Genomic DNA, 20,173 nt, shown 5'->3' on the forward strand with positions numbered 1-20,173 from the left:
TTGCTGGTGATGGGGCGAAGGTCCAGGGAGGCGCGGTGCATGACAGCTGCCGATTATCGCACTGGCCCCGGGGCTTGCCCGCCCCTAATATGACGGAATGACCGATCCAACAGACGACCAGGTTGCCAGTCTCGCCGCCGCGCTCGATGTATTCTCTCGGCGCTTCAAGCTGAAGGATGCCGGTGCCGGCAGGCCGCTTGCCGAGATCGACAAGCACATCTTGCACTATGTCGAGGCGCACCCGGGGTGCGGGCCGACGGATGTGGCACGCAATTTTGGTGTGGCGATGACGACGATCTCTTCGGCAACGGACCGTCTTGCCAAGCGCGGGTTTCTGGAACGGCTGCGCCCGTCGGAGGATCGGCGGGCGGTCGCCTTGCGGCTGACGGGCGATGGCACAAGTTACACGGCCGCCCAGAAGCAGGCCTACCTGATCATGTTCCGGGCGATGCTCGCGCCGCTGTCGCCGGCAGAGCGGGATACGTTTGTTGCCATGATGACGAAAATCTCGTCATACGAAGGTTGAATAATACGAACTACGTATTAAACTGATAGCCACTCCGTCATCGCTCCAGCCAGACGCAAGGGGATGCAGACATGGCCATATCCGTCAACGGCACCGACATTCCCGTCCCGGACGATCCGCGCGTTTCGCTGCTGGATCTGCTGAGGGAGCGCGCGCATCTGACCGGCACCAAGGTCGGCTGCAATCAGGGAGCCTGCGGTGCCTGCACCGTGCTTCTCGATGGCGAGCGGGTGCTGTCTTGCCTGACGCTGGCCGTGCAGGCCGATGGCCGGTCGGTCACCACCATCGAGGGGCTCGGCGATGGCGCGGCCCTGCACCCGATGCAGCAGGCCTTCATCGACCATGACGGTTTTCAATGCGGCTATTGCACGCCCGGCCAGATCTGTGCCGCCGTCGCCATGCTGCGCGAGCTGCAAGGCGGCGTGCCCAGCTATGTGACCGCCGATCTGGCGGGGCAGGGGACCGTGACCGCCGAGGAAATCCGCGAGCGGATGAGCGGGAACCTATGCCGCTGCGGCGCGCATAACGGCATCGTCGAGGCGATCTTGCAGGTCGCGAAGGAGCAGGCGGCATGACCCCGTTCACCTTCGCCCGCGCTACCTCGCCCGAAGACGCCGCCCGGCTTGCCGCGCTGGAAGGGCACCGGCTGCTGGGGGGCGGCACCAACCTTGTCGACCTGATGCGCAAGGGGGTCGAACATCCGACAACGCTGGTGGATGTGACCGCGCTCTCTACCGAGATCATCGAGACGGCAAGGGGCGGCCTGCTGATCGGCGCCGCCACCCGCAACACCGCGCTGGCCGCCCACCCGCTGGTGCGGACGCGCTATCCGGTCCTGTCGCGCGCGATCCTTGCCGGGGCCTCTGCGCAGATCCGCAACATGGCGACGGTCGCGGGCAATATCCTGCAGCGCAGTCGCTGCGCCTATTTCAACGACCCCGCCGCCTCTCGCTGTAACAAGCGCGCGCCCGGCAGTGGCTGCGACGCGCGCGAGGGCTTCAACCGCTATCACGCGATCATCGGTGGCTCGCCTGCCTGCATCTCGGCCCATCCGTCAGACATGTGCGTGGCGCTGGTCGCGCTGGATGCGCAGGTCCACCTGCTTGGCATGACAGGCGCAAGAACGGTGCCACTGGCGGAGTTCTACCGCCTGCCCGGCGACACGCCGCAGATCGAGACCGTGATGGCCCCGGGCGAGATCATCACCGCCATCGAGCTGCCACCCTTGCCGGTTGCGGCCCGGTCCGACTATCGCAAGGTCCGGGACCGAGCGAGCTATGCCTTCGCGCTGGTTTCGGTCGCGGCCTGCGCCTCGGTGCAGGACGGCGTGCTCACAGAGCTGCGGCTGGCCTTCGGCGGCATCGCGCCAAAGCCATGGCGGGCCCTGCACGCCGAACAGGCGCTGCTTGGCGGCCCGGTCACGCGCGAAGCGGTTTTCGCGGCGATGGATCTGGAACTGGCGGAGGCCGCGCCCCTGGCCGGCAACGCCTTCAAACTGGAACTTGCCCGGCGCACCGCAGTTGCCGTGCTTGCCGACCTGACCGGAGTGACAGCATGAGCAGGGTTCAGAATGCCGTCATCGGGTCGGTCAAGACGGTGCTTGGCTGGATGCCGGAACGCTGGCTTCCAGGCGGTACGCCCGATCCGCTGATCGGGCGGCATGGCGAGGTCGGGCGGCAGGCCTCGCGCCTTGACGGCCCGCAAAAGGTGCAGGGCAAGGCCCGCTTTGCGGCGGAAGTGGCAATGGAGGGCATGTGCTATGCCACGCTGATCAACAGCCCCATCACCCGCGGCCGCATCGCCCGGCTGGACACGGCGGCCGCCGAGGCGGCCCCCGGCGTGGTGCTGGTTCTAACCCACCGCAACATGCCGCGGCTGGAGATCGTGCCGGTGATGAGCATCAGCAACATGGGCGCGGTCGGCAACAGCGCGCTGCCGATCCTGCAGGACGACCAGATCCGCTATAACGGTCAGGTGATCGCGCTGGTGCTGGCCGAGACGCAGGAACAGGCCGACCATGCCGCAACGCTGGTCGAGATCGGCTATGAACAGGCCCCGGCACGGACGCGGTTCGAGGAGGCCAAGGCGAACGCCCGCACCCCGGCCTCGATCCTGACCGAGAAGAACCAGGTCTCGGTCGGGGACGCGCCGCGGGAATTGCAGCAGGCCCCCTACTCTGTCGACAACCTCTATCGCACCCCCGGCCACAACCACGCGGCCATCGAGTTGCACGCGGTCACCACCGCCTGGGACGGCGATGCGCTGACGCTGCACGACGCGACGCAGGCGATTGCGCCGACGGCCAATGCGCTGGCCAAGCTGTTCGGCGTCAGGCGCGAGGGCGTTCGCGTGCTGTCGCCCTTCGTCGGCGGTGGGTTCGGCGGCAAGGCGTTCTGGGACCATCAGGTCGTGGCAATTGCCGCCGCCCGGATCGCCGCCCGCCCGGTGCGCCTGATGCTCAGCCGCGAGGCGGTCTGCCGGATGATCGGCGGCCGCACACCGACCGAGCAGCGGGTGGCGCTGGCGGCAGACGCGGCTGGCAAGTTCACCGCGGTCGTCCACACCGGCTTTTCCGTGATGCCGACCTACGCGGTCTGTCCCGAGCAATACTCCCTTGGCAGCCGGGCGGCCTATCGCTCGAAGACCTATCAGTTCGGGCAGCGCCACCTCGACCTCGACGTGGTGCCCAACACCTATATGCGCGGCCCGGGCGAGTCGGTCGGCAGCTTTGCAATGGAAAGCGCCGTGGACGAGTTGGCCCACCAGATGGGCATCGACCCGATCGAACTGCGCCGACGCAACGAGCCCGAGACGCATCCGCTGTCCGGCACAGCCTTCTCGCAGCGCGGGGTGCTGGAGGCGTATCGCATGGGTGCTGAACGGTTCGGCTGGGACCAGCGCAGCGCAGCGCCCGGCACCCGGCGCGAGGGAGAATGGCTGACCGGCATGGGCTGCGCCACGGGCAGCTTTCCCTATGTGCGGATGCCCGCGGGCGCGGTACGCATCCATCTGACGCAAGGCGGGCAGGCGACGGTTTCGTGCTCGGCGCAGGACATGGGCATGGGTACCTCGACCGTGCAAAGCCAGCATGCCGCCGACAGGCTTGGCCTGCCGCTGGAGGCGATCACCTTCGAGATGGGCGATTCCGACCTGCCGCCGGCCCCGATGGCAGGCGGCTCGGCGCAGACGGTGTCGATCGCCGCCGCCATCGCAGCGGCTGCAGACAAACTGACGGGCGAGTTGCTGCGGATGGCCGGCAATGCCAGCCCGGTCGCGGGCCTGCGCGCGGGCGAGGTGCGGCTGGTCGGCGGCGAGCTGGTCAGCCTCGAAGACCCGGCGCGGCGCGACAGCTTCCACGCCATTCTGTCGCGTGCGGGACGCGAGACGGTCACCGTGACCGCCAGCGCCAGCGCGCCGCTGGAGATGCTGAAATTCGCCATGCAAAGCATGTCCGCGATCTTCTGCGAGGCGCGGGTCAGCGCGGTGACCGGCGAGGTCCGCGTCACCCGCCTGCTGGGGTCCTTCGACTGCGGCACGATCCTGAACCCCAAGACCGCCGCCAGCCAGTTCCGCGGCGGCATGATCATGGGGCTGGGAATGGCGCTGACCGAGGAGACCCTGTTCGATGAGCGCAGCGGCCGGATCATGAATGCCAGCCTGGCCGACTACCACATCCCCGCGCATCTCGACGTGCCCGATATCGAGGTGATCTGGACCGGCATCCCCGACCCGCGCTCGCCGCTCGGGGCGCGCGGGATCGGGGAGGTCGGCATCACCGGCGTCGCCGCGGCCATCGCCAACGCCGTGTTCAACGCCACGGGCAAGCGGGTGAGGGATCTGCCCCTGACGCTCGACAAACTGCTGTAAGGTCACCAGATGTACCCACAATTCACCCTCGCGCCACTCCGGACGCCCCGGCATCCCGCGATGCTGGACCCGTGGGACAGCGCCTTGGCATGGGGCGCCGGCACGGTCTTGGCCGTGCTGACCGCGACCGAGGGCCCGGCCTATCGCAACGCGGGCGCGGGAATGGCCATTCACCCCGATGGCCGGTTCGCGGGGGCGATCACCTCGGGCTGCATCGAGGCGGACCTGATCTCGCGGGCAACGGAAGTCCGCCAGACCGGGCAGGTCCAGGACCTGCGCTATGGGCGGGGCTCGCCGTTCTTCGACCTGCGCCTGCCTTGTGGCGGTGCAGCCCAGATCCGGCTTTTCGCGCTGCAGGATACCGACATTCTGGACGATCTGGCCCAGGCCCGCGCCCGCAGGCAGCCCGCCTCGCTGCGGGTCTCGGCAGAGGGTCGGCTTGCGCTTGAGGGCTGGCAGCCGACCGCTCTGCAGGGCACCGCGCTCCAAATCGGCTTCCTGCCGCCCCTGCGGTTCCTTGTCTTCGGGACGGGCGCCGAGGCTGCGGCCTTCACCGGCATCGTGCGGGGGATGGGCCATGAGCACATCCTGCTCTCGCCCGAGGATCTGAGCCTTGGGGCCGTGCGCGCCGCCGGCAGCCCGGTCATGCAGATCGGCACTGACCTCCCGGCGCCCTTGCAGGCCGATGCCGACACCGCTGCGATCCTGTTCTTCCACGACCACGATCTGGAACCGGCCATCCTGAAGCACCTTCTGCAGACGCCGGCCTTCTACATCGGCGCCCAAGGCAGCCGTGCCGCGCAGGCGGTGCGCCTGTCCCGCTTGCGCGTGATGGGCGTGCCCGAGGATCAGCTGGCGCGCATCCACGGGCCGGTCGGCCTGATCCCCTCCTCGCGCGAACCTAACGCGCTGGCGGTTTCAGTGCTGGCCGAGATCATCGGCCTGCATGCAAGTCGGGCCGCCACAGCGTGATCCGAACCGCTTGCACCCCAGGGGGGGGCGCGAAAAGCCCGACCCGCGGCTGCGGATCGGGCCATGCAGGTCACGCGCCCGGGATCAGAGGAACATGCCCCCCGAAACCTCGATGCGCTGCCCGGTTACCCAAGTCATGTCGCCCATCAGCAGGCTGGAGATGGCGCCGCCGATGTCATCGGGCAGGCCGACGCGGCCCATCGCGGTCTGGCTGGCGATGTATTGGTTGACCTCGGTCACGTCGCGCACTACGCCGCCGCCGAAATCGGTTTCGATCGCGCCCGGAGCGACAACGTTCACGGAAATGCCGCGCGGCCCCAGCTCCTTGGCCAGATAGCGGGTCATCACCTCGACCCCGCCTTTCATCGCGGCATAGGCCGAGTATCCCGGCAGGCTGAACCGCGCGAGGCCGGAGGATATGTTGACGATCTTCCCGCCACCGCGGATCAGCGGCAGCATTCCTTGCGTCAGGAAGAACACGCCCTTGAGGTGGACGGCCATCATGTCATCGAACTGCGTTTCGGTGGTGTCCGCAAACGGCACGTTGATCCCGGTGCCGGCGTTGTTCACCAGAAAGTCCAGCCGCGCCTCGCCGCGCAGATCGGTCAGCGCCGACTGCAGGCGCGTGGTGAAGTCCGCGAAACCTGCGGTCTTCGCGGTGTCGAGCCGCAAGGCAACCGCCTTGCGCCCCAAGGCCGCGATCTCGGCGACGGTGGCTTCGGCCTCGTCCTTGCGGCTGTGATAGGTCAGTGCGACATCGCAGCCTTTGCGGGCGAGGTGCAGCGCTGTGTTGCGGCCAAGGCCGCGGCTGCCGCCCGTGATCAGGGCGATGGGGGTGGTACGGTCGGTCATCTGGTGTCTCCATGCTGGTGATGCCCTCAATCTAGCAACGAGGCCCCGCCACTGCCTGCCACATGCTCCGGCATATCTGCCTGATCCTCCACAGATGCGGGTTCGGGCTGGGCGGTGCCCGGGGCCCGTGGCACTGTCGTCCGCAGGAGACTGCCAACATGACGAACAGCTTGATCGACCGCATCCTGCAGTTTGCCGCTGAACGCGGCGGAGGCGACGTGCATCATCCAACATCCGTGCCGGGCCTTGCGATGGTGCAGACCCGCGCGCCGACGCAATTGCTGCACACGGTATTTGCCCCGGTCTTCTGCCTGGTCCTGCAGGGCGAGAAGCAGATCATCGCCGGCCCGCGAACCGTTGCCTTCGGGCGTGGCGAATCGCTGATCGTCAGCCTCGACCTTCCTGGCCTGTCGCGCATCACCCGTGCCAGCCTGGCCGAGCCCTATGTCGCCCTCGCGCTGGAGCTGGATCCGCTGCTGCTGCGCGACCTTGCCGCCGAGATGCCAGCCCTCCCCTGCGCCAATGCGCAGGCGATTGCGGCCGCGCCGGCAGACGCCGAGATCGCTGGTGCCATGGAAAGGCTGTTCGGCTTGATGGCCAAGCCGCGGGCCATCCCCGTCCTCGCGCCGCTGATCACGCGCGAGATTCACTTCTGGCTGCTGAGTTCGGCCCATGGCGCGATGCTGCGGAACCTCGCCCTGGCCGACAGCCGCGCCGCGGGCATTGCCCGCGCCATCGCCGAAATCCGGCAGGACATTGCCACCACCCAGCCGGTGGCCACCCTCGCGCGTATCGCAGGGATGAGCGCCTCGGCCTTCCACGACCACTTCCGCACCATCACCGGAACCACGCCGCTGCAGTTCCAGAAGCAGCTGAAACTGGCCGAGGCGCGGCGGCTGATCCGCGACGGCGGATTGTCAGTGTCGGGCACCGCCTTTGCCGTGGGATATGAAAGCCCCACCCAGTTCAGCCGCGACTATGCCCGCCTGTTCGGCGCCCCACCGCAGCGCGACCGCGACAAGGCCGCCTGGCCTGTACCCGCGCCCGCAGCGACGATCACATAGCGAAGCGGGCGCCCCAGCGGGGTGGCGATCATGTCCTGCTCCAGTTGCCAACCACCAAGCCCGCAGTCGACAAGGCATCACAGTTGTGAACCGACGCGGCGTGATGGATTCTGAATGGGATTGGACAGGGACGCGCACCCGGGGTCCTCCTCGGAAGAGGAGGTGGCGTCATGTCTGCCGTCTGTCTGCGCAAGATCGATCCCACCAGAAACATGGCGCGCTTCTACCATGTCGATCTGGCACCGAACCTTTTCGGCCAGGTCACGGTCCTGCGCAGCTGGGGACGGATTGGCCCGCGGGGGCGGGCGATGATCGAGACCTGCAGCTCTGCGGAGTCAGCGCTGGTGAGTGTAGCCCGGCTGACACGGGCAAAGCTTCGCCGGGGATATTCGCCCGTGTGACAGAGCCGTGTCTGCCGATCGGGCAGACTGCTGGAAAGCGACCGCGGTCACAGGTCGGCCTTGGTCTCGCTACCCGTCCAGCGCCGCAGCGACCAGCTTGCTGGCGCCCGACAGATCGCCCAGCTTCTGCCCCGCCTCGATCAGGCCGCGGTTGCGGCCTGCGCGGGCCTGCCGGGCCGTGGCCTCGGCCAGCACCTCATGCGCCTCGTCCGGCGGCAGGATCAGCACGCCGCAGGCATCCATCACCACCAGATCGCCGGGCATCACCGGCACGTTGCCGCAAGACACTGGCAGGTTCAGCGCGCCGCCCAGATCGTTCAGCCGCGTGGTGATGGCCGAGACCCCGGTGCAGAACACCGGCAGGCCGACCTCGATGATCTCATCGGGATCGGTGCAGGGACCGTCGAGCACCACCGCCACCGCCCCTGCGACCTTGGCGGCAAATGCGACGCCGCCGCCAAGGCAGGCGTGGCGGGCATCGCCAAGCCGGTCGATCACCACCACATCGCCCGGCTGCACCACCGACATCGCATGGTGCAGCATGGTCGAACAGGTGCCGGGGATCGCCACCGTCACCGCCGTGCCGGTCAGCGTGCCGGTGATCGGCGCAATCGGGCGCAGCGCGCGGCTGACAAAGCCGCGGTGGCGGAAATGGCCGATGGTGGCGATCTCGACCTCGCGGAAACCGGCAAGGAGGTCATCCGCCACTGCGACGGGGCGCGGGCCGATCCGGTATTTCTTCATGGCTGCGGTCCTTGGCTCGGGCGGTCCTGCCAGTCGCGCCCGGGCACGGCCGACAGCAACTCGCGGGTATAGGCATTGCGCGGATGGGCGAAGAGGTCGGCCGCGGGCCCCTGCTCCACGATCTCGCCCCGCTGCATCACCGCGATCCGGTCGCAGATGCGCGAGGCGACGCGCAGGTCATGGGTTATGAACAGCAGGCCGAACTGCAGGTCCTTCTGCATCCGCGCCAGCAGCTCGAGGATCTGTGCCTGCACCGACACATCCAGCGCCGACACGCTTTCATCGGCGATCAGCAGGTCGGGCCGCACGGCCAGCGCGCGGGCGATGCAGATGCGCTGGCGCTGCCCGCCCGAAAACTCATGCGGGAAGCGCCGGGCGGCGCTACGCTCCAGCCCCACCGCCTCGATCAGCTCCAGCGCGCGGGCCTTCGCCTGCTCGCGCGGCAGGCCGTGGATGATCGGGCCCTCGGCAATCGCGTCGCCGACGGCGTGGCGCGGGTCGAGCGCGGTGTAGGGATCCTGGAAGACGATCTGCACCTTGCGCCGCGCGTGGCGCAGGGCGCTGCCGGTCAACCCGGTGAAGGCCCCATTGTCGATGACCACCTCGCCGCCGTCCGGCTCCACCAGACGGATCACGCATTGCGCCAGCGTGGATTTGCCGCTGCCGCTTTCGCCCACCAGCCCCAGCGTCTCGCCCCGCCGCAGGGTCACGTCCACGCCCTTAAGCGCCTGCACCTCGCGGCCGGTGCCGAGCATGGTGCGGGTCTTGTAGGTCTTGGTCAGGCCTTCGGCGCTCAGCACCGGCGCGCCCAGAACCGCGGCCGTGGTCTTGGGCGCCAGACGCGGCACCGCGGCGATCAGCTGCCGGGTATAGTCGGCCTGCGGATCATTCAGCACCGCATCGCGGGTGCCGATTTCCACCAGCTTGCCATGGCGCATCACCGCCACGCGGTCGGCAATCTCGGCCACCACCCCGAAGTCATGGGTGATGAACAGGATCCCGGTGCCATGTTTGCTGCGCAGGTCCAGCATCAGCTTCAGGATCTGCGCCTGCGTGGTCACGTCCAGCGCCGTCGTCGGCTCATCCGCGATCAGCAGCGCCGGGTCCAGTGCCAGCGCGGTGGCGATCATCACCCGCTGGCATTGCCCGCCCGACAGCTGGTGTGGATAGGCGCGCAAAATCGCTTCGGGGTCCGGCAGGCGCACCTCGCGGAACAGGTCGATGACCTTGTCGCGGATCTCGTCGCGCTTGAGGTCAGTATGCAGGCGGAACACCTCGGAGACCTGCGCGCCGACGCGGTAGATCGGGTTCAGCGCGGCGATGGGTTCCTGAAACACCATCGCCAGCCGCCGGCCCGACAGCTGCAACCGGTCGCGCCGGGACAGACCCAGCAGGTCGCGGCCCTCGAACAGGATCTCGCCTTGTGGGCGCGGCAGGTTGGTCGGCAGCAGCCCCATCAGCGACAGCGCGGTCAGCGATTTGCCCGACCCGGTTTCGCCCACGACGCACAGGATCTCGCCGCGGTTCAGCGTCAGCGACAGGTCTTCCACCGCAAAGGCGCGGTCGGCACCGCGGGGCAGAGGCACCGAGAGATGGCGGATGTCGATCAGCGGTTCGGTCATGATGCGGCCCCCACATTCAGCTGGCGCGGATCATGCTGGCGCAGGTGGGCCACCAGCCGCGCGCAATGACCGGTCAGGTGCTCGACGATCAGCCGCCCCGCCTCGGCCGAAGCCAGCGCCGGATCGCCGCCCATCATCCCGTCAGGGTGCAGCTCATGCCCGTCCAGCGGCAGGTTCAGCGGCAAGCCTTCGAACCGCACCCCGGTCACCCCGATGGCTGGCAAGCCCATCGCCTGTGCAGGCACCGCGGCGCGCATCAGGTCGGGACGCATCTCGGCGGGGCGCAGGTACATCGACACAGAGGTGACAGGATCGCCGCCGTGCCCCCGCGCCTGCGCGGCTGCGGGGCCGTGGATCTGCGTCCACAGGCTGTCGGGGATCGAGCGCCACAGGTCGATCGAGGCAACGGCGACCCCGGTCCTGCGGCGGAGGCCGCGCAGCGCCTCGTCGATCAGCGCGGCGTTGGTGGAATGGCCGTTCACGATCAGCAGGCGCGTGATGTCATGGTCGAGGAAAGAGGTGACCATATCCTCGATCACCGCGCGGAAGGTCGCGGCGCGCAGCTGCATCCCGCCCGGATAACCGCGGAAGAACTCGGCATAGCCAAAGGGCAGGCAGGGCGCGGCGATGGCGCCCGAGGCCTTGGCCGCGCGCAGGGCGATCTCTTCGGCCAGCAGGTAGTCGCCCATCGGCGCATGGGGCCCCTGCTCCTCATGGCTGCCAAGCGGCAGCAGGATCACCGGGTCATCCGCCAGACGGTCGCGGAACTCCGCGACCGTCATGTCTTTCAGCGCATGTTTCACGCCGGCAGCGCCATGTAATCGCCGAACATCCGCATCTCGCCATCCGGGCGCGGCACGAACTCGATATCGGCGCGGTGGGCCCAGTTGTAGACGCTCTTCCACAGGTAGTAGCCCGGGGTCACGTCCTGCCAGGCCTGCGACAGCTTGAGATAGGCGGCCTTGCGGTCCTCGAACTCTACCGCCTCTTCGAACTCCTTGCCGGCGGCGAGGTATTCGGGCGTCGGGTCCCAGGTCTTCCAATGCGCGGTGGACCGGCTGGCCGTCGGGCCCCAGTCGAGCCACAGCGGCTGATAGGGGTCGCCGGGGATGAAGTCCGTCGACATCGACATGTTCATCAGGTGGTAGGGGCGGGTGTAGACCAGCTCGAAATTGTCGAGGATCACCGCCTGCACGTTGACGCCGATCTGGCGCCACTGTTCCACCATGATCTCGGCCGCGGCCTCGTAGTTCGGGTAGAACTGCCGGGTGATATGCCAGCGCAGCACCTGCCCGTCATAGCCCGACGCCTCGACCAGGGCCCGCGCCGCCTCGGGGTCATAGGGCAGCGGGTTGACCATGTCGGGGTCGTAGAAGTCGCCATATTCGGGGAAGTTGAACGGCACCGGCGGGTGGAAGGTGGTCTCGCCGAACAGCGCCTGCACGATGGCATCCATGTCGATGGCCTGCACCATCGCCTTGCGCAGGTTCACATCGACCAGCGGGTTGTCTTCCGGGTCCGGCCGGGTGTTGAACGCAAAGGCCGGGTAGTTGCCGGCCAGCGCCCGCGCGACGATCACCTCGTCATAGCTGGCAAGCTGCGCTTCCTGATCGGTAGGGATGTTGGCGATGAAGTCGAACTCGCCCGACACCAGCCCCGCCATCCGGCCCGCGAATTCCGGCACGATGCGCCAGATCAGCTTTTCGGCTGGCGGCGTGCCGCCCCAATAATCGTCAAACGCCTCCATCTCCAGCACTTCGCCGGACCGGAACAGCGTCACCCGATACGGCCCGGTGCCGATGGGCGCCTGGCCAAAGGCATCGACGCCCATTTCCAGATAGGCCGCCTTCGGCACGACGAAGCCGATATAGCCGGTCAGCTTGCCGGGGATGTAGGGGTCTTCGCGCGCAGTCTCGATCTCGACCGTCAGGTCATCGATCGCCTCGACCCGCACGAAGCCCGCGGTGAAGGTCTTGCCCCGCGGCTCGAACGGGCTCTCGCCCCACAGCCGCTCCGGGCCAAGCGTGAAGGCCACATCCTCGGCCGTCATCGTCTCGCCGTTATGGAACTTGACGCCCTCGCGCAGCTTCAGCGTCCAGACAGTGCCTTCGCGCGACCATTCTGTCGCAAGGCCGGGCACCAGCGCCAGCCCCTGTTCATCGGCGATGTAATCGCGTTCGACCAGATGCGAGTAGATGTTGGGGAAGAACCGCCGGGTGGTGGTGGAAATCCCGTTGATGGTGTTGATGTTGGCCCAGAGGTTGTCCACCGCGATGGTCAGCGTCGGGCGGGTGCCGTCCTGCGCAAGCGCCATGCCCTGCGGCAACCACAGCGTCGCCGCCCCGGCTCCAAGCGAATATTTCCCAAAGTTGCGTCTGCTGATCATCGGCTAGCCTCCGGTTGGCTTTCAGGGTTTCAGGTCGTTCTCGTCTTCAGCATCGGGTCGAGCCGGTCGCGCAAGGCATCCCCCAGCAACGACATGGACAGGGTGATCAGGAAGATCAGCAGCCCCGGCCAGACCGAGATCCACCAGGCGGTGGACAGGTAATCGCGCCCATCGCCCAGAATCTGCCCAAGGCTGGTATTGGGCGGCTGGATCCCCAGCCCGAGGAACGACAGCGAGGTTTCCAGCAGGATGATCTGCGGGAAAGTCAGTGTCACCTGCACGATCAGCGCCGAGGCGACATTGGGCAGGATATGGCGCAGGTAGAGCCGCCCCGGCCCTGCCCCCAACGCCTCGACCGCGCGGGCATAGGGCTGCGCGCGGGCCGACAGCACCACGCCGCGGGCAAGGCGGGCATAGGTTTCCCAGCCGAACATCCCCATCAGGATGACGAACAGCACCATCGAGTTGCCGAAGAAGGCCAGCAGCGTCAGCGCGATCAGGATGAAGGGCAAGGATGCCTGAAAATCCACGAACATCATCAGGATTTCCTCGGTCAGCCCACGGAAGTGGGCGGCAAGGAAGCCGACGAAGGTGCCGAAGATCGCGCCGATGAGCGTGCCCGCCAGTGCCACCGACAATGACATCTGCAGCCCCGCGACCAGCCGGGCGACCATGTCGCGCCCGATCCGGTCGGTGCCGAGCGGAAACTCTGCGCTGCCGCCTTCCATGAAGGCGGGCGGCTGCAAGCGGCTGAGCAGCGCCTGATCGGTCACCAGATGCGGGGTGAAGACGTTGCCGAACACGGCGACGGCAACGGCCGCGGTCAGGATGCCGCTGGCCAGAACGGTGATGACGTTCGGACGGCTCATTTCGCGCCCTCCCGGATGCGGGGGTCAAGCAGGCCGTAGAGCAGGTCCACGATCAGGTTGGCCAGCACCATCGTCACCGCGATCACCAGCACCAGCCCCTGCACCACCGCCAGATCGCGCTGCGACACCGCCACGACCAGCAGCCGACCGATCCCGGGCCAGGCGAACACCGATTCAATCACGATGGCCCCGGCGACCAGCTGCCCGAGGTTGAGGCCGATTACCGTGACGATGGGGATGGCCGCATTGGGCAGGGCATGGAACAGCACGCGCTGCCAGAACGGCACCCCACGGGCCGCGGCGGCGCGCATGTAGGGCTTCTCCAGCACCTCGAGCATCGCCGACCGGGTGAAGCGGGCCAGCGTCCCGGCGGTGAAGGTCGCCAGCGTGATCGAGGGCATCAGCAGGTGCAGGAAGGTGCCCGTACCGGAAGAGGGCAGGATTTGCAGGTAAAGCGAGAAGAGAAGGATCAGCAAGATGCCCAGAAAGAAGTTGGGCAGCGCAAAGCCGAACACCGCAAAGACCATCACGATCCGGTCGGTCAGCCGCCCGCGCCGCAACGCCGCAACGATTCCCGCCGGGATGCCGATGACGGCGGCGATCAGGAATGCGGCCAGCCCCAGCTGCGCCGTCGCCGGCAAACGCTCCAGAATGATGTCCATCACCGGGCGGCTGTCGCGCAGAGAGTTGCCGAACTGCCCCGTGGCCATCTGGCCTATGTAGCTGATATATTGGGCAAAGAGCGACCGATCAAGCCCCCAGAGCTCACGGAAATGCTCGATCTCGTCCGGCATGGCATCGGCGCCAAGCAGCGCCACCACCGGGTCGCCCGAGGTGCGCAGCACGATGAATGCGAAGGTCACGACGAACCACAGCGTGATGATCGTGCGCAGAAGCTTGATCAGCCAGAAACGTGTCATGAACCCCTTGCCTGTCGATAAGCCCCCAGCGAACCACGCGTTTGCACAGGGATCAATTCCCTAATCGGCAATGGTTTGATATGTTCCGCATATGAATACCGGGATCGATCTTCGCCAGCTTCGCTACTTCGTCTGCCTTGCAGAAGAGCTGCACTTTGGCCGCGCCGCCCAAAGGCTGGGCATCGCGCAGGCCCCGCTCAGCCAGCAGATCCGCGCGATGGAGGAACGCCTTGGCGTGGCGCTGTTCCACCGCACCACCCGCCGCACCCGGCTGACGGCGGCGGGCGACACGCTGCTGCGCCACGCCCGCGGCCTGCTGGGGGGAATGGACCTTGCCGTGGCGCAGACCCGCGCGATGGCTGGCGAGACGACGGGGCGGATCACCGTCGCCGGCGTCAACCTGGCGATGACGCATGTGATCCCGCCGATCCTTGCCGAGTTTCGCAAGACCTGGCCGGCGGTCATCGTCGACATCATCCACCTCAGCACCTCGGAACAGCTGCGCAGGCTGGAACTGGCCGAGATCAACGTCGCCTTCATCCGCCCCACCGAGCGGCCGCCCCACGCGCAGGTGGAAACGCTGATGCGCGAGGGCTTCGTCGCGGCCCTGCCCACCGGCCATCCGCTGACGGCCAAAGAGTCAGTGAGCCTGCAAGACCTCGCGCAAGAACCCCTGATCGGCTATGCGCCGATCCTCGGGGCCAGCTATGCCACCTTGCTGCGGAACGAGTTTCGGCGCGCCGGACTGCATCTGCGGATCGTGCAGGAATGCACCCACACCACCTCTGTCGCAGCACATGTCGCCTCGGGGCTGGGGGTGGCGGTGATGCCGGCCTGGATCACCAATATCCGCTCGCCCTATCTCGAGTTCCGCCCGGTTCCCGAGCTGCCCCGCGCCATCGAGCTGGTGGCAGCATGGCCCGGCGGTGAAAGCTCGCCCATCGTTCTGGACTTCCTGGAGACCACGCGGCGTGTGTCACGGCGGATCGCGGGCGAGCTTGGGATGGATGCTGTCGGCGCGGCCACAGCCGGCTGACATTCGATCAGACGAGGATGTCGATCTCCCGCGGGGCCCTACCGCTGTCGATGGCCTGGAGGTTGCCGAACATCCGGGTCAGCGAGGTCGCAAAGCTGTCGGCCGAGATGGCGGCGATATGCGGGGTCAGCACCACGCGCTCCAGCCCCAGCAACGGGTTGTCCGGCTGGATCGGCTCGGCCGCGAACACGTCGATGCCGGCTCCGCGCAGGCGGCCCTCGCGGATCGCGTCGGCCAGCGCCTGTTCGTCGAGAACCCCGCCGCGGGCGGCGTTGATCAAGATCGCCTCGGGCTTCATCAGCGCCAACTGCTCGGCGCCGATCATGTCGCGGGTCGATGCGTTCAGCTCGCAATTCAACGTCACCACATCGGCGGCCGCCAGCAACTCTGCCAGCGGGGCGAAGCGGAGGCCAAGTTCCGCTTCCTCCTCCGCAGGCAGCGGGCTGCGCTTGGTGTAGAGCACCGTGCAGCCGAAGCCGCGCAGAAGCTGCACAAGCGCCTTGCCGATATAGCCCATGCCGATGATGCCGACAGTCTTGCCCGATAGCGTCATCGAGGTCGGCGCCAGCGAGCCCTTGAGCCAGTCGCCGCCGAGGATCCCCACATGGCCGCGCACCAGATTGCGGTTCACCGACAGGATCAGCCCCAGCGTCGTTTCCGCCACCGTCACCGCATTCGACCCCGTGGTCCGCAGCACCCGCACCCCGTGCTGGCGCGCGGCCCCGAGGTCGATCCCGTCATAGCCGACGCCCCATTTGTGGACCGCCCTTAGCCCCGGCGCCGCCATCATCGCCACTGTCACCGGCACGTCGCCGGTGATGGCAAATTGCGCACCGCTGATCGCCGCGAGCTGATCTTCGGGCGCGCGCGAGGCGGCGGTCGTCAGGCTCCACCCCTCTGGCAGGAAGGCCGCAATCCGCTCCAGCCGGTCCGGCATGGCAGGGTCGAGCATCACAACAGTGGTCATCGAAATCTCCGTCTGGTCAGATCTGAAAGCGCACGCCGGGGCGCGCAAGCCCGCCGCCCTGCGCCATGACGGTGCCATCGGCGCGCCAGCAGGCGGCGCCGGTCATCATGCCATCCTCTGCAAAGGCAATGGCGTTCATGCCGCCGCCGATGGTCTTGGCCAGCCGCACTTCATGCCCCCGTTCCCGCAGCGCATCCGCCATGCCCGCATAGGCCGGCTCCAGCTCGACATGCGGCCCGTCGGTCCAGAGGCGCGGCGCCTCGACCGCCTCCTGCAGCGTCATGCCGTGGTCGATCAGGTTGACGATGGCCTGCATCGCCGAGGGGAAGATCCGCACCGCCCCCGGCAGGCCGAGCGCATAGAGCGGGCGGCCGTCCTTCAGCACCATCATCGGCGCCATCGAGGTCGGCACCCGTTTGCCCGGCGCGATGGACAGCGCCTGTCCAGGATGGGGGTCATAGTTCAGCATGTAGTTGTTCGGGATGATGCCGGTGCCCGGCACCATGATCCGCGCGCCGAACAGGCCGTTGAGCGTGTGGGTGGAGGCGACGACATTGCCCTCGCGGTCCGCCACCGTCAGGTGGGTGGTGTCGCGGCTCTCATGGCCCCTGACGGCGGGTGTCCCCGGCTGTGCCACGTCACGCAGGCGGGCCTGGCAGGCAAGGGCGTAATCCTTCGAGGTGAACTTCTCGATCGGCACATCCACGAAATCCGGGTCACCCGAGGCGGCGCGACGGTCTTCGAACGCCACGCGGATCACCTCGGCCAGAAGGTGCAGGCTGCCTTCACTGCCAAAGCCCATGCCGGCGATGTCATGCGGCTCCAGCATGTTCAGCATCTGCGCGACATGCACCCCGGATGAGGCGGGCGGCGGCGGGCCGGCGATGACATGGCCGCGGTAGCTGCCGAAGATCGCCTCGCGCTCCACCACCCGGTAGGCCGCCAGATCGTCCAGCGTCACATGGCCGCCGCTGGCCAGCCGGTCCACCAAGGCCCGCCCAAGCGCCCCGCCATGCAGCGCGTCGGCGCCTTGCGCCTGAATCAGCCGCAGGCTTTCGGCATAATCTGCCATCACCAGCCGGTGACCTACCGGCACTGGCGCGCCACCGGGCAGGAACAGCCGCGCCATCTCGGGGTCCGCCAGCAGATCAGCCTGATGCTCGCGCAGGGCGCCGTGCAGGTAGTTGCTGACCACGAAACCCGACGCCGCCGCCCGGATCGCCGGGGCAATGACATCGGCGAAGGGCAGCTTGCCATAGCGTTCGTGCATCAAGCACCAGCCGCGCAGGTTGCCGGGCACCGCCACGGCCGAAGCCCCGACCATGTTGCGGCGCCCCACGGTATCCATGTAGGTCGGCGGCAGGTCCGACACCGTCTCGAACATGTCCGGCCGGGCCCCCTGTCCCGCCACGGACAGCGCGTCGATCACCACATGCCGACCGTCCGCCAGCCGGATATGGGTGATACCGCCCCCGGCAATGCCGACCATCATCGGCTCCACCACTGTCAGCGTCAGCATCGCCGCGACCGCCGCGTCGATGGCATTGCCGCCCACGGCCAGCATCTCGGTCCCCGCGGCAGAGCCAAGCGGGGCGTTGGTGACCACCACGCCCAAGGCACCCGAGGCAGGGCGCTTTTCGCAGGTGAACGGCAAGGAAGGTCTTTGATGGGCCAAACCTAGTCTTTCTGGCTGGACAGTGTCACCCGGCCGGGAGGCGGGCAGGAAGCACTGCGACTGTAGCGCGGCCCGCCTTCGGGTAAAACCCGCCTTCGGCCGGGGGCGCGTGGCGGCAGATTTTTGTGGAGCGCCGACAGAATTGGCGCCGAGCCGAAGCGCCGCTGACTGCGACCCGGTATCCGATGATGACCGGCTTCCTGCGCGAGAACGGCATTGAGGGATGCATCGCGCGCTGCGCGCCGGGCGCGCTGCCAGGCCTCAGCCCCGCAGTGCGCCCGCGACGGCATGGATATGCTCGGTCCCGATCCCGCAGCAGCCGCCGATGATCGTGGCCCCCCCCGCGGCCCAGCCTTCTGCCATCGCCGTATAGGCCGATGTCGTCAGATCCTCGCGCACCGCGCTGACCACCTCGTTCGCGCCGCCGTCTTCATCTTGCGAGGTGAAGGCATTGGCATAGACGCCAAGCGGAATCCTGTCCCCAAGCACCGCGCGGGCGGCGTCCAGCGCGCCCTGCATCACCTCGGGCATCGAGCAGTTGAACAGCATCGCCGAGGCGCCAAGGCGCAGCGCCAGCCGCGCCGCATCGGCCACCGGCTGACCAGAGCGCAGGCACGGCTCGTCCGTCGCCTCGTCGCCATCGCGCAGCGTGAAGGACAGCCAGATCGGCTTGCCGGTGCCCGCCACGGCCTCGGCCGCCGCCTCGGCCTCTTCAAGGCTGCTCTGGGTCTCGGCCAGCCACAGGTCGACATGGGGCGCAAGGCCCGCGACCAGCGGGGCGAGCAGCGCCGCGGCCTGATCTGCGCGGAAGAGATCCGGGCGGTAGGAGCCGAAGACCGGCGGCAGGGAGCCTGCCACCTGCACGCCGCTGCCGGCATCCGCCGCCTCGCGCGCCAGTTGCCCGGCGAGCGAGGCCAGACGCTCGGCATCCGTATCGAACCTCGCTTGGCCGATGTGGAAGGGCACAAGCGCGTAGCTGTTGGTGGTGATGACTGTGGCCCCCGCCGCAACGAACCGCGCATGCGCGGCGCGCACCGTCTCGGGCGCCTCCATCAGCGCCAGCGCCGACCATTCAGGCTGGCGGAAGGGGGCACCGCTACGCTCCAACTCGTGGCCCATGCCGCCATCCAGAATGGTGATCATGCCGGGTTGTCCTTTGCGGTTGGTGGTGTCGAGGGCGGCTTGCAGATCGCCGATCAGGTCCTCCGCCGCCTCCAGCCCGATGGAGAGGCGGATCAGATCGGCGGGGCAGCGGGTGCCCGGGCCTTCCGTTGCTGCCCGCCGCTCGATCAGGCTCTCGGGGGAGCCAAGCGAGGTGGCGGGGCGGAAGATCCGCACCGCGGCCACCACGGCATCGGCGCGGGCGGCGCTGCCCATGCGGAAGGACAGCATCGGCCCGAAACCATTGGCATATTGCGCGCAGGCGAGGGCGTGCTGCGGATGATCCGGCAGGCCGGGATAATGCACCGTCAGCCCCCGATCCGCCAGCCAGACCGCCAGTCGCGCAGCGGTGGCCGACGCCCGCTCCATTCGCAGCACGAAGGTGCGCAGGCCGCGCAGCAGCAGCCACTCGCTGAAGGGGGGCAGGATCGTGCCGGTATCGGTGCGGTGCTGCGCCAGCGTCTTGCGCGCGGCGGGATCGGCCAAGGCGAGCGCCCCTGCCAGCACATCGCCATGCCCGTTCAGGAACTTGGTCGCCGAATGCAGCACCACATCGGCCCCAAGGGTCAGCGGGTGGATATGGTGGGGCGTGGCGGCGGTCGCATCGACCAGCAGCAGCGCGCCAGCGCTGTGCGCCAGCGTCGACAGGCGGCGCAGGTCCGGCACCTGCCACAGCGGGTTGCCGGGAAACTCCGCCCAGACCATGCCGGTACGGCCGGAGGACAGCAGTGCAGCCACAGTCTCAAGGTCGGTCATCTCCACCAGCCGCAGCGACAGCCCGCGCGCGGCAGCGGCGCGGGTGAGGATGCCGCGGAACTCGTAATACCCCTCGGCCTCCAGCAAGATCTCGCGGCCCGGCGGCACGAGGGTCAGCGCGGCCTGCGCCGCCGACGCGCCGGATGCGAAGGCAAGCGCGGTTGCCGCACCGTCCAGCCGGGCGAGGATCGTTTCCAGCAGCGTCTCACCCTCGGGGCCGGAGCGGGCATAGCCACGCGACGGCCCGCCCGGCTGCGGGGCGTGGGTCACCGACAGCCGCAGCGGCGGGACCAGACCGCCAGCGCCGTCGCTGACGCCGTCGAGCCCGGCGAGGAGGGTGTCGATTTTCATCTTC

18 protein-coding genes are annotated in these 20,173 nt (G+C 68.1%); 8 read left to right on the top strand and 10 right to left on the bottom strand.

The features are described from left to right. Positions 1-97: 97 nt before the first annotated feature. From GVY41_RS00485 to GVY41_RS00505, 5 genes are all read left to right on the top strand, one after another. On the top strand, positions 98-526 hold the full coding sequence (locus tag GVY41_RS00485; RefSeq protein ID WP_161342317.1) for a MarR family winged helix-turn-helix transcriptional regulator: 429 nt from the start codon (positions 98-100) through the stop codon (positions 524-526). A 71-nt stretch (positions 527-597) separates the two neighbouring features. Next, on the top strand, positions 598-1,101 hold the full coding sequence (locus GVY41_RS00490; protein ID WP_161342319.1) for a (2Fe-2S)-binding protein: 504 nt from the start codon (positions 598-600) through the stop codon (positions 1,099-1,101). After that, positions 1,098-2,084 carry an FAD binding domain-containing protein gene (locus GVY41_RS00495; protein ID WP_161342321.1) on the top strand — a complete coding sequence of 329 codons (987 nt, stop codon included), beginning with the start codon at positions 1,098-1,100 and terminating at the stop codon, positions 2,082-2,084. Before GVY41_RS00490 ends, GVY41_RS00495 begins: the two co-directional genes overlap by 4 nt. Further along, a complete protein-coding gene (locus GVY41_RS00500; protein ID WP_161342323.1) occupies positions 2,081-4,393 on the top strand; it encodes a xanthine dehydrogenase family protein molybdopterin-binding subunit in 2,313 nt (770 codons plus the stop codon). Before GVY41_RS00495 ends, GVY41_RS00500 begins: the two co-directional genes overlap by 4 nt. A 60-nt stretch (positions 4,394-4,453) precedes the next feature. Beyond that, entirely contained in the window at positions 4,454-5,365 is a 912-nt protein-coding gene (locus GVY41_RS00505) for an XdhC family protein (RefSeq protein ID WP_229725901.1), read from the top strand. 84 nt (positions 5,366-5,449) lie between these two features. Here GVY41_RS00505 and GVY41_RS00510 read toward each other — a convergent pair whose 3' ends face one another. Next, positions 5,450-6,217, bottom strand: a complete 768-nt coding sequence (locus GVY41_RS00510; protein ID WP_161342327.1) for an SDR family NAD(P)-dependent oxidoreductase — start codon at positions 6,215-6,217, stop codon at positions 5,450-5,452. Positions 6,218-6,375: 158 nt separating this feature from the next. On the opposite strand from GVY41_RS00510, the gene GVY41_RS00515 reads away from it, so the two are divergent. Together GVY41_RS00515 and GVY41_RS00520 are read left to right on the top strand one after the other, a co-directional pair. After that, positions 6,376-7,281, top strand: coding sequence for an AraC family transcriptional regulator (locus GVY41_RS00515; RefSeq protein WP_161342329.1), 906 nt, complete (start codon positions 6,376-6,378; stop codon positions 7,279-7,281). 170 nt (positions 7,282-7,451) lie between these two features. Beyond that, the gene (locus GVY41_RS00520; protein ID WP_161342331.1) at positions 7,452-7,682 is read left to right on the top strand and encodes a WGR domain-containing protein; all 231 of its coding nucleotides are present in this window, start codon (positions 7,452-7,454) and stop codon (positions 7,680-7,682) included. 69 nt (positions 7,683-7,751) lie between these two features. On the opposite strand, the gene GVY41_RS00525 is transcribed toward GVY41_RS00520, so the two are convergent. From GVY41_RS00525 to GVY41_RS00550, 6 genes are read right to left on the bottom strand one after another with little or no spacing between them, the layout of a single operon-like run. Beyond that, positions 7,752-8,426, bottom strand: coding sequence for an RraA family protein (locus GVY41_RS00525; RefSeq protein WP_161342332.1), 675 nt, complete (start codon positions 8,424-8,426; stop codon positions 7,752-7,754). Beyond that, the gene (locus tag GVY41_RS00530; protein WP_161342334.1) at positions 8,423-10,048 is read right to left on the bottom strand and encodes an ABC transporter ATP-binding protein; all 1,626 of its coding nucleotides are present in this window, start codon (positions 10,046-10,048) and stop codon (positions 8,423-8,425) included. Before GVY41_RS00530 ends, GVY41_RS00525 begins: the two co-directional genes overlap by 4 nt. Beyond that, entirely contained in the window at positions 10,045-10,851 is an 807-nt protein-coding gene (locus GVY41_RS00535) for a creatininase family protein (RefSeq protein ID WP_202456055.1), read from the bottom strand. Before GVY41_RS00535 ends, GVY41_RS00530 begins: the two co-directional genes overlap by 4 nt. Further along, a complete protein-coding gene (locus GVY41_RS00540) occupies positions 10,848-12,434 on the bottom strand; it encodes an ABC transporter substrate-binding protein (RefSeq protein ID WP_161342336.1) in 1,587 nt (528 codons plus the stop codon). Before GVY41_RS00540 ends, GVY41_RS00535 begins: the two co-directional genes overlap by 4 nt. Before the next feature lie 29 nt (positions 12,435-12,463). Continuing rightward, positions 12,464-13,303 carry an ABC transporter permease gene (locus GVY41_RS00545; RefSeq protein ID WP_161342338.1) on the bottom strand — a complete coding sequence of 280 codons (840 nt, stop codon included), beginning with the start codon at positions 13,301-13,303 and terminating at the stop codon, positions 12,464-12,466. After that, entirely contained in the window at positions 13,300-14,223 is a 924-nt protein-coding gene (locus GVY41_RS00550) for an ABC transporter permease (protein ID WP_161342340.1), read from the bottom strand. The genes GVY41_RS00545 and GVY41_RS00550 overlap by 4 nt, the downstream gene beginning before the upstream one ends. Before the next feature lie 91 nt (positions 14,224-14,314). Here GVY41_RS00550 and GVY41_RS00555 point away from each other — a divergent pair, with 91 nt between their 5' ends. Next, positions 14,315-15,259: a LysR family transcriptional regulator gene (locus GVY41_RS00555; protein WP_161342342.1), complete on the top strand. Its 945-nt coding sequence runs from the start codon at positions 14,315-14,317 to the stop codon at positions 15,257-15,259. 7 nt (positions 15,260-15,266) lie between these two features. Here GVY41_RS00555 and GVY41_RS00560 read toward each other — a convergent pair whose 3' ends face one another. The 3 genes from GVY41_RS00560 to GVY41_RS00570 all read right to left on the bottom strand — a co-directional run bounded on the left by GVY41_RS00560 (position 15,267) and on the right by GVY41_RS00570 (position 20,169). Then, the gene (locus GVY41_RS00560) at positions 15,267-16,226 is read right to left on the bottom strand and encodes a 2-hydroxyacid dehydrogenase (RefSeq protein WP_202456056.1); all 960 of its coding nucleotides are present in this window, start codon (positions 16,224-16,226) and stop codon (positions 15,267-15,269) included. A 16-nt stretch (positions 16,227-16,242) separates the two neighbouring features. Continuing rightward, positions 16,243-17,880 (bottom strand): gamma-glutamyltransferase, encoded by a 1,638-nt coding sequence (gene ggt / locus GVY41_RS00565; protein WP_229725900.1) that lies wholly within the window; start codon positions 17,878-17,880, stop codon positions 16,243-16,245. A 282-nt stretch (positions 17,881-18,162) separates the two neighbouring features. Then, positions 18,163-20,169 carry an aminotransferase class V-fold PLP-dependent enzyme gene (locus GVY41_RS00570; protein WP_161342346.1) on the bottom strand — a complete coding sequence of 669 codons (2,007 nt, stop codon included), beginning with the start codon at positions 20,167-20,169 and terminating at the stop codon, positions 18,163-18,165. Positions 20,170-20,173 lie beyond the last annotated feature (4 nt).

Source organism: Frigidibacter albus (assembly GCF_009908165.1).
Taxonomy (GTDB): Bacteria; Pseudomonadota; Alphaproteobacteria; order Rhodobacterales; family Rhodobacteraceae; genus Frigidibacter; species Frigidibacter albus.

What these genes read in the sequence shown, in the direction of transcription:
- GVY41_RS00485 (WP_161342317.1), top strand. Translation starts at nt 98, where the DNA reads ATGACCGATCCAACAGACGACCAGGTTGCCAGTCTCGCCGCCGCGCTC.
- GVY41_RS00490 (WP_161342319.1), top strand. Translation starts at nt 598, where the DNA reads ATGGCCATATCCGTCAACGGCACCGACATTCCCGTCCCGGACGATCCG.
- GVY41_RS00495 (WP_161342321.1), top strand. Translation starts at nt 1,098, where the DNA reads ATGACCCCGTTCACCTTCGCCCGCGCTACCTCGCCCGAAGACGCCGCC.
- GVY41_RS00500 (WP_161342323.1), top strand. Translation starts at nt 2,081, where the DNA reads ATGAGCAGGGTTCAGAATGCCGTCATCGGGTCGGTCAAGACGGTGCTT.
- GVY41_RS00505 (WP_229725901.1), top strand. Translation starts at nt 4,454, where the DNA reads ATGCTGGACCCGTGGGACAGCGCCTTGGCATGGGGCGCCGGCACGGTC.
- GVY41_RS00510 (WP_161342327.1), bottom strand. Translation starts at nt 6,217, where the DNA reads ATGACCGACCGTACCACCCCCATCGCCCTGATCACGGGCGGCAGCCGC.
- GVY41_RS00515 (WP_161342329.1), top strand. Translation starts at nt 6,376, where the DNA reads ATGACGAACAGCTTGATCGACCGCATCCTGCAGTTTGCCGCTGAACGC.
- GVY41_RS00520 (WP_161342331.1), top strand. Translation starts at nt 7,452, where the DNA reads ATGTCTGCCGTCTGTCTGCGCAAGATCGATCCCACCAGAAACATGGCG.
- GVY41_RS00525 (WP_161342332.1), bottom strand. Translation starts at nt 8,426, where the DNA reads ATGAAGAAATACCGGATCGGCCCGCGCCCCGTCGCAGTGGCGGATGAC.
- GVY41_RS00530 (WP_161342334.1), bottom strand. Translation starts at nt 10,048, where the DNA reads ATGACCGAACCGCTGATCGACATCCGCCATCTCTCGGTGCCTCTGCCC.
- GVY41_RS00540 (WP_161342336.1), bottom strand. Translation starts at nt 12,434, where the DNA reads ATGATCAGCAGACGCAACTTTGGGAAATATTCGCTTGGAGCCGGGGCG.
- GVY41_RS00545 (WP_161342338.1), bottom strand. Translation starts at nt 13,303, where the DNA reads ATGAGCCGTCCGAACGTCATCACCGTTCTGGCCAGCGGCATCCTGACC.
- GVY41_RS00550 (WP_161342340.1), bottom strand. Translation starts at nt 14,223, where the DNA reads ATGACACGTTTCTGGCTGATCAAGCTTCTGCGCACGATCATCACGCTG.
- GVY41_RS00555 (WP_161342342.1), top strand. Translation starts at nt 14,315, where the DNA reads ATGAATACCGGGATCGATCTTCGCCAGCTTCGCTACTTCGTCTGCCTT.
- GVY41_RS00560 (WP_202456056.1), bottom strand. Translation starts at nt 16,226, where the DNA reads ATGACCACTGTTGTGATGCTCGACCCTGCCATGCCGGACCGGCTGGAG.
- GVY41_RS00570 (WP_161342346.1), bottom strand. Translation starts at nt 20,169, where the DNA reads ATGAAAATCGACACCCTCCTCGCCGGGCTCGACGGCGTCAGCGACGGC.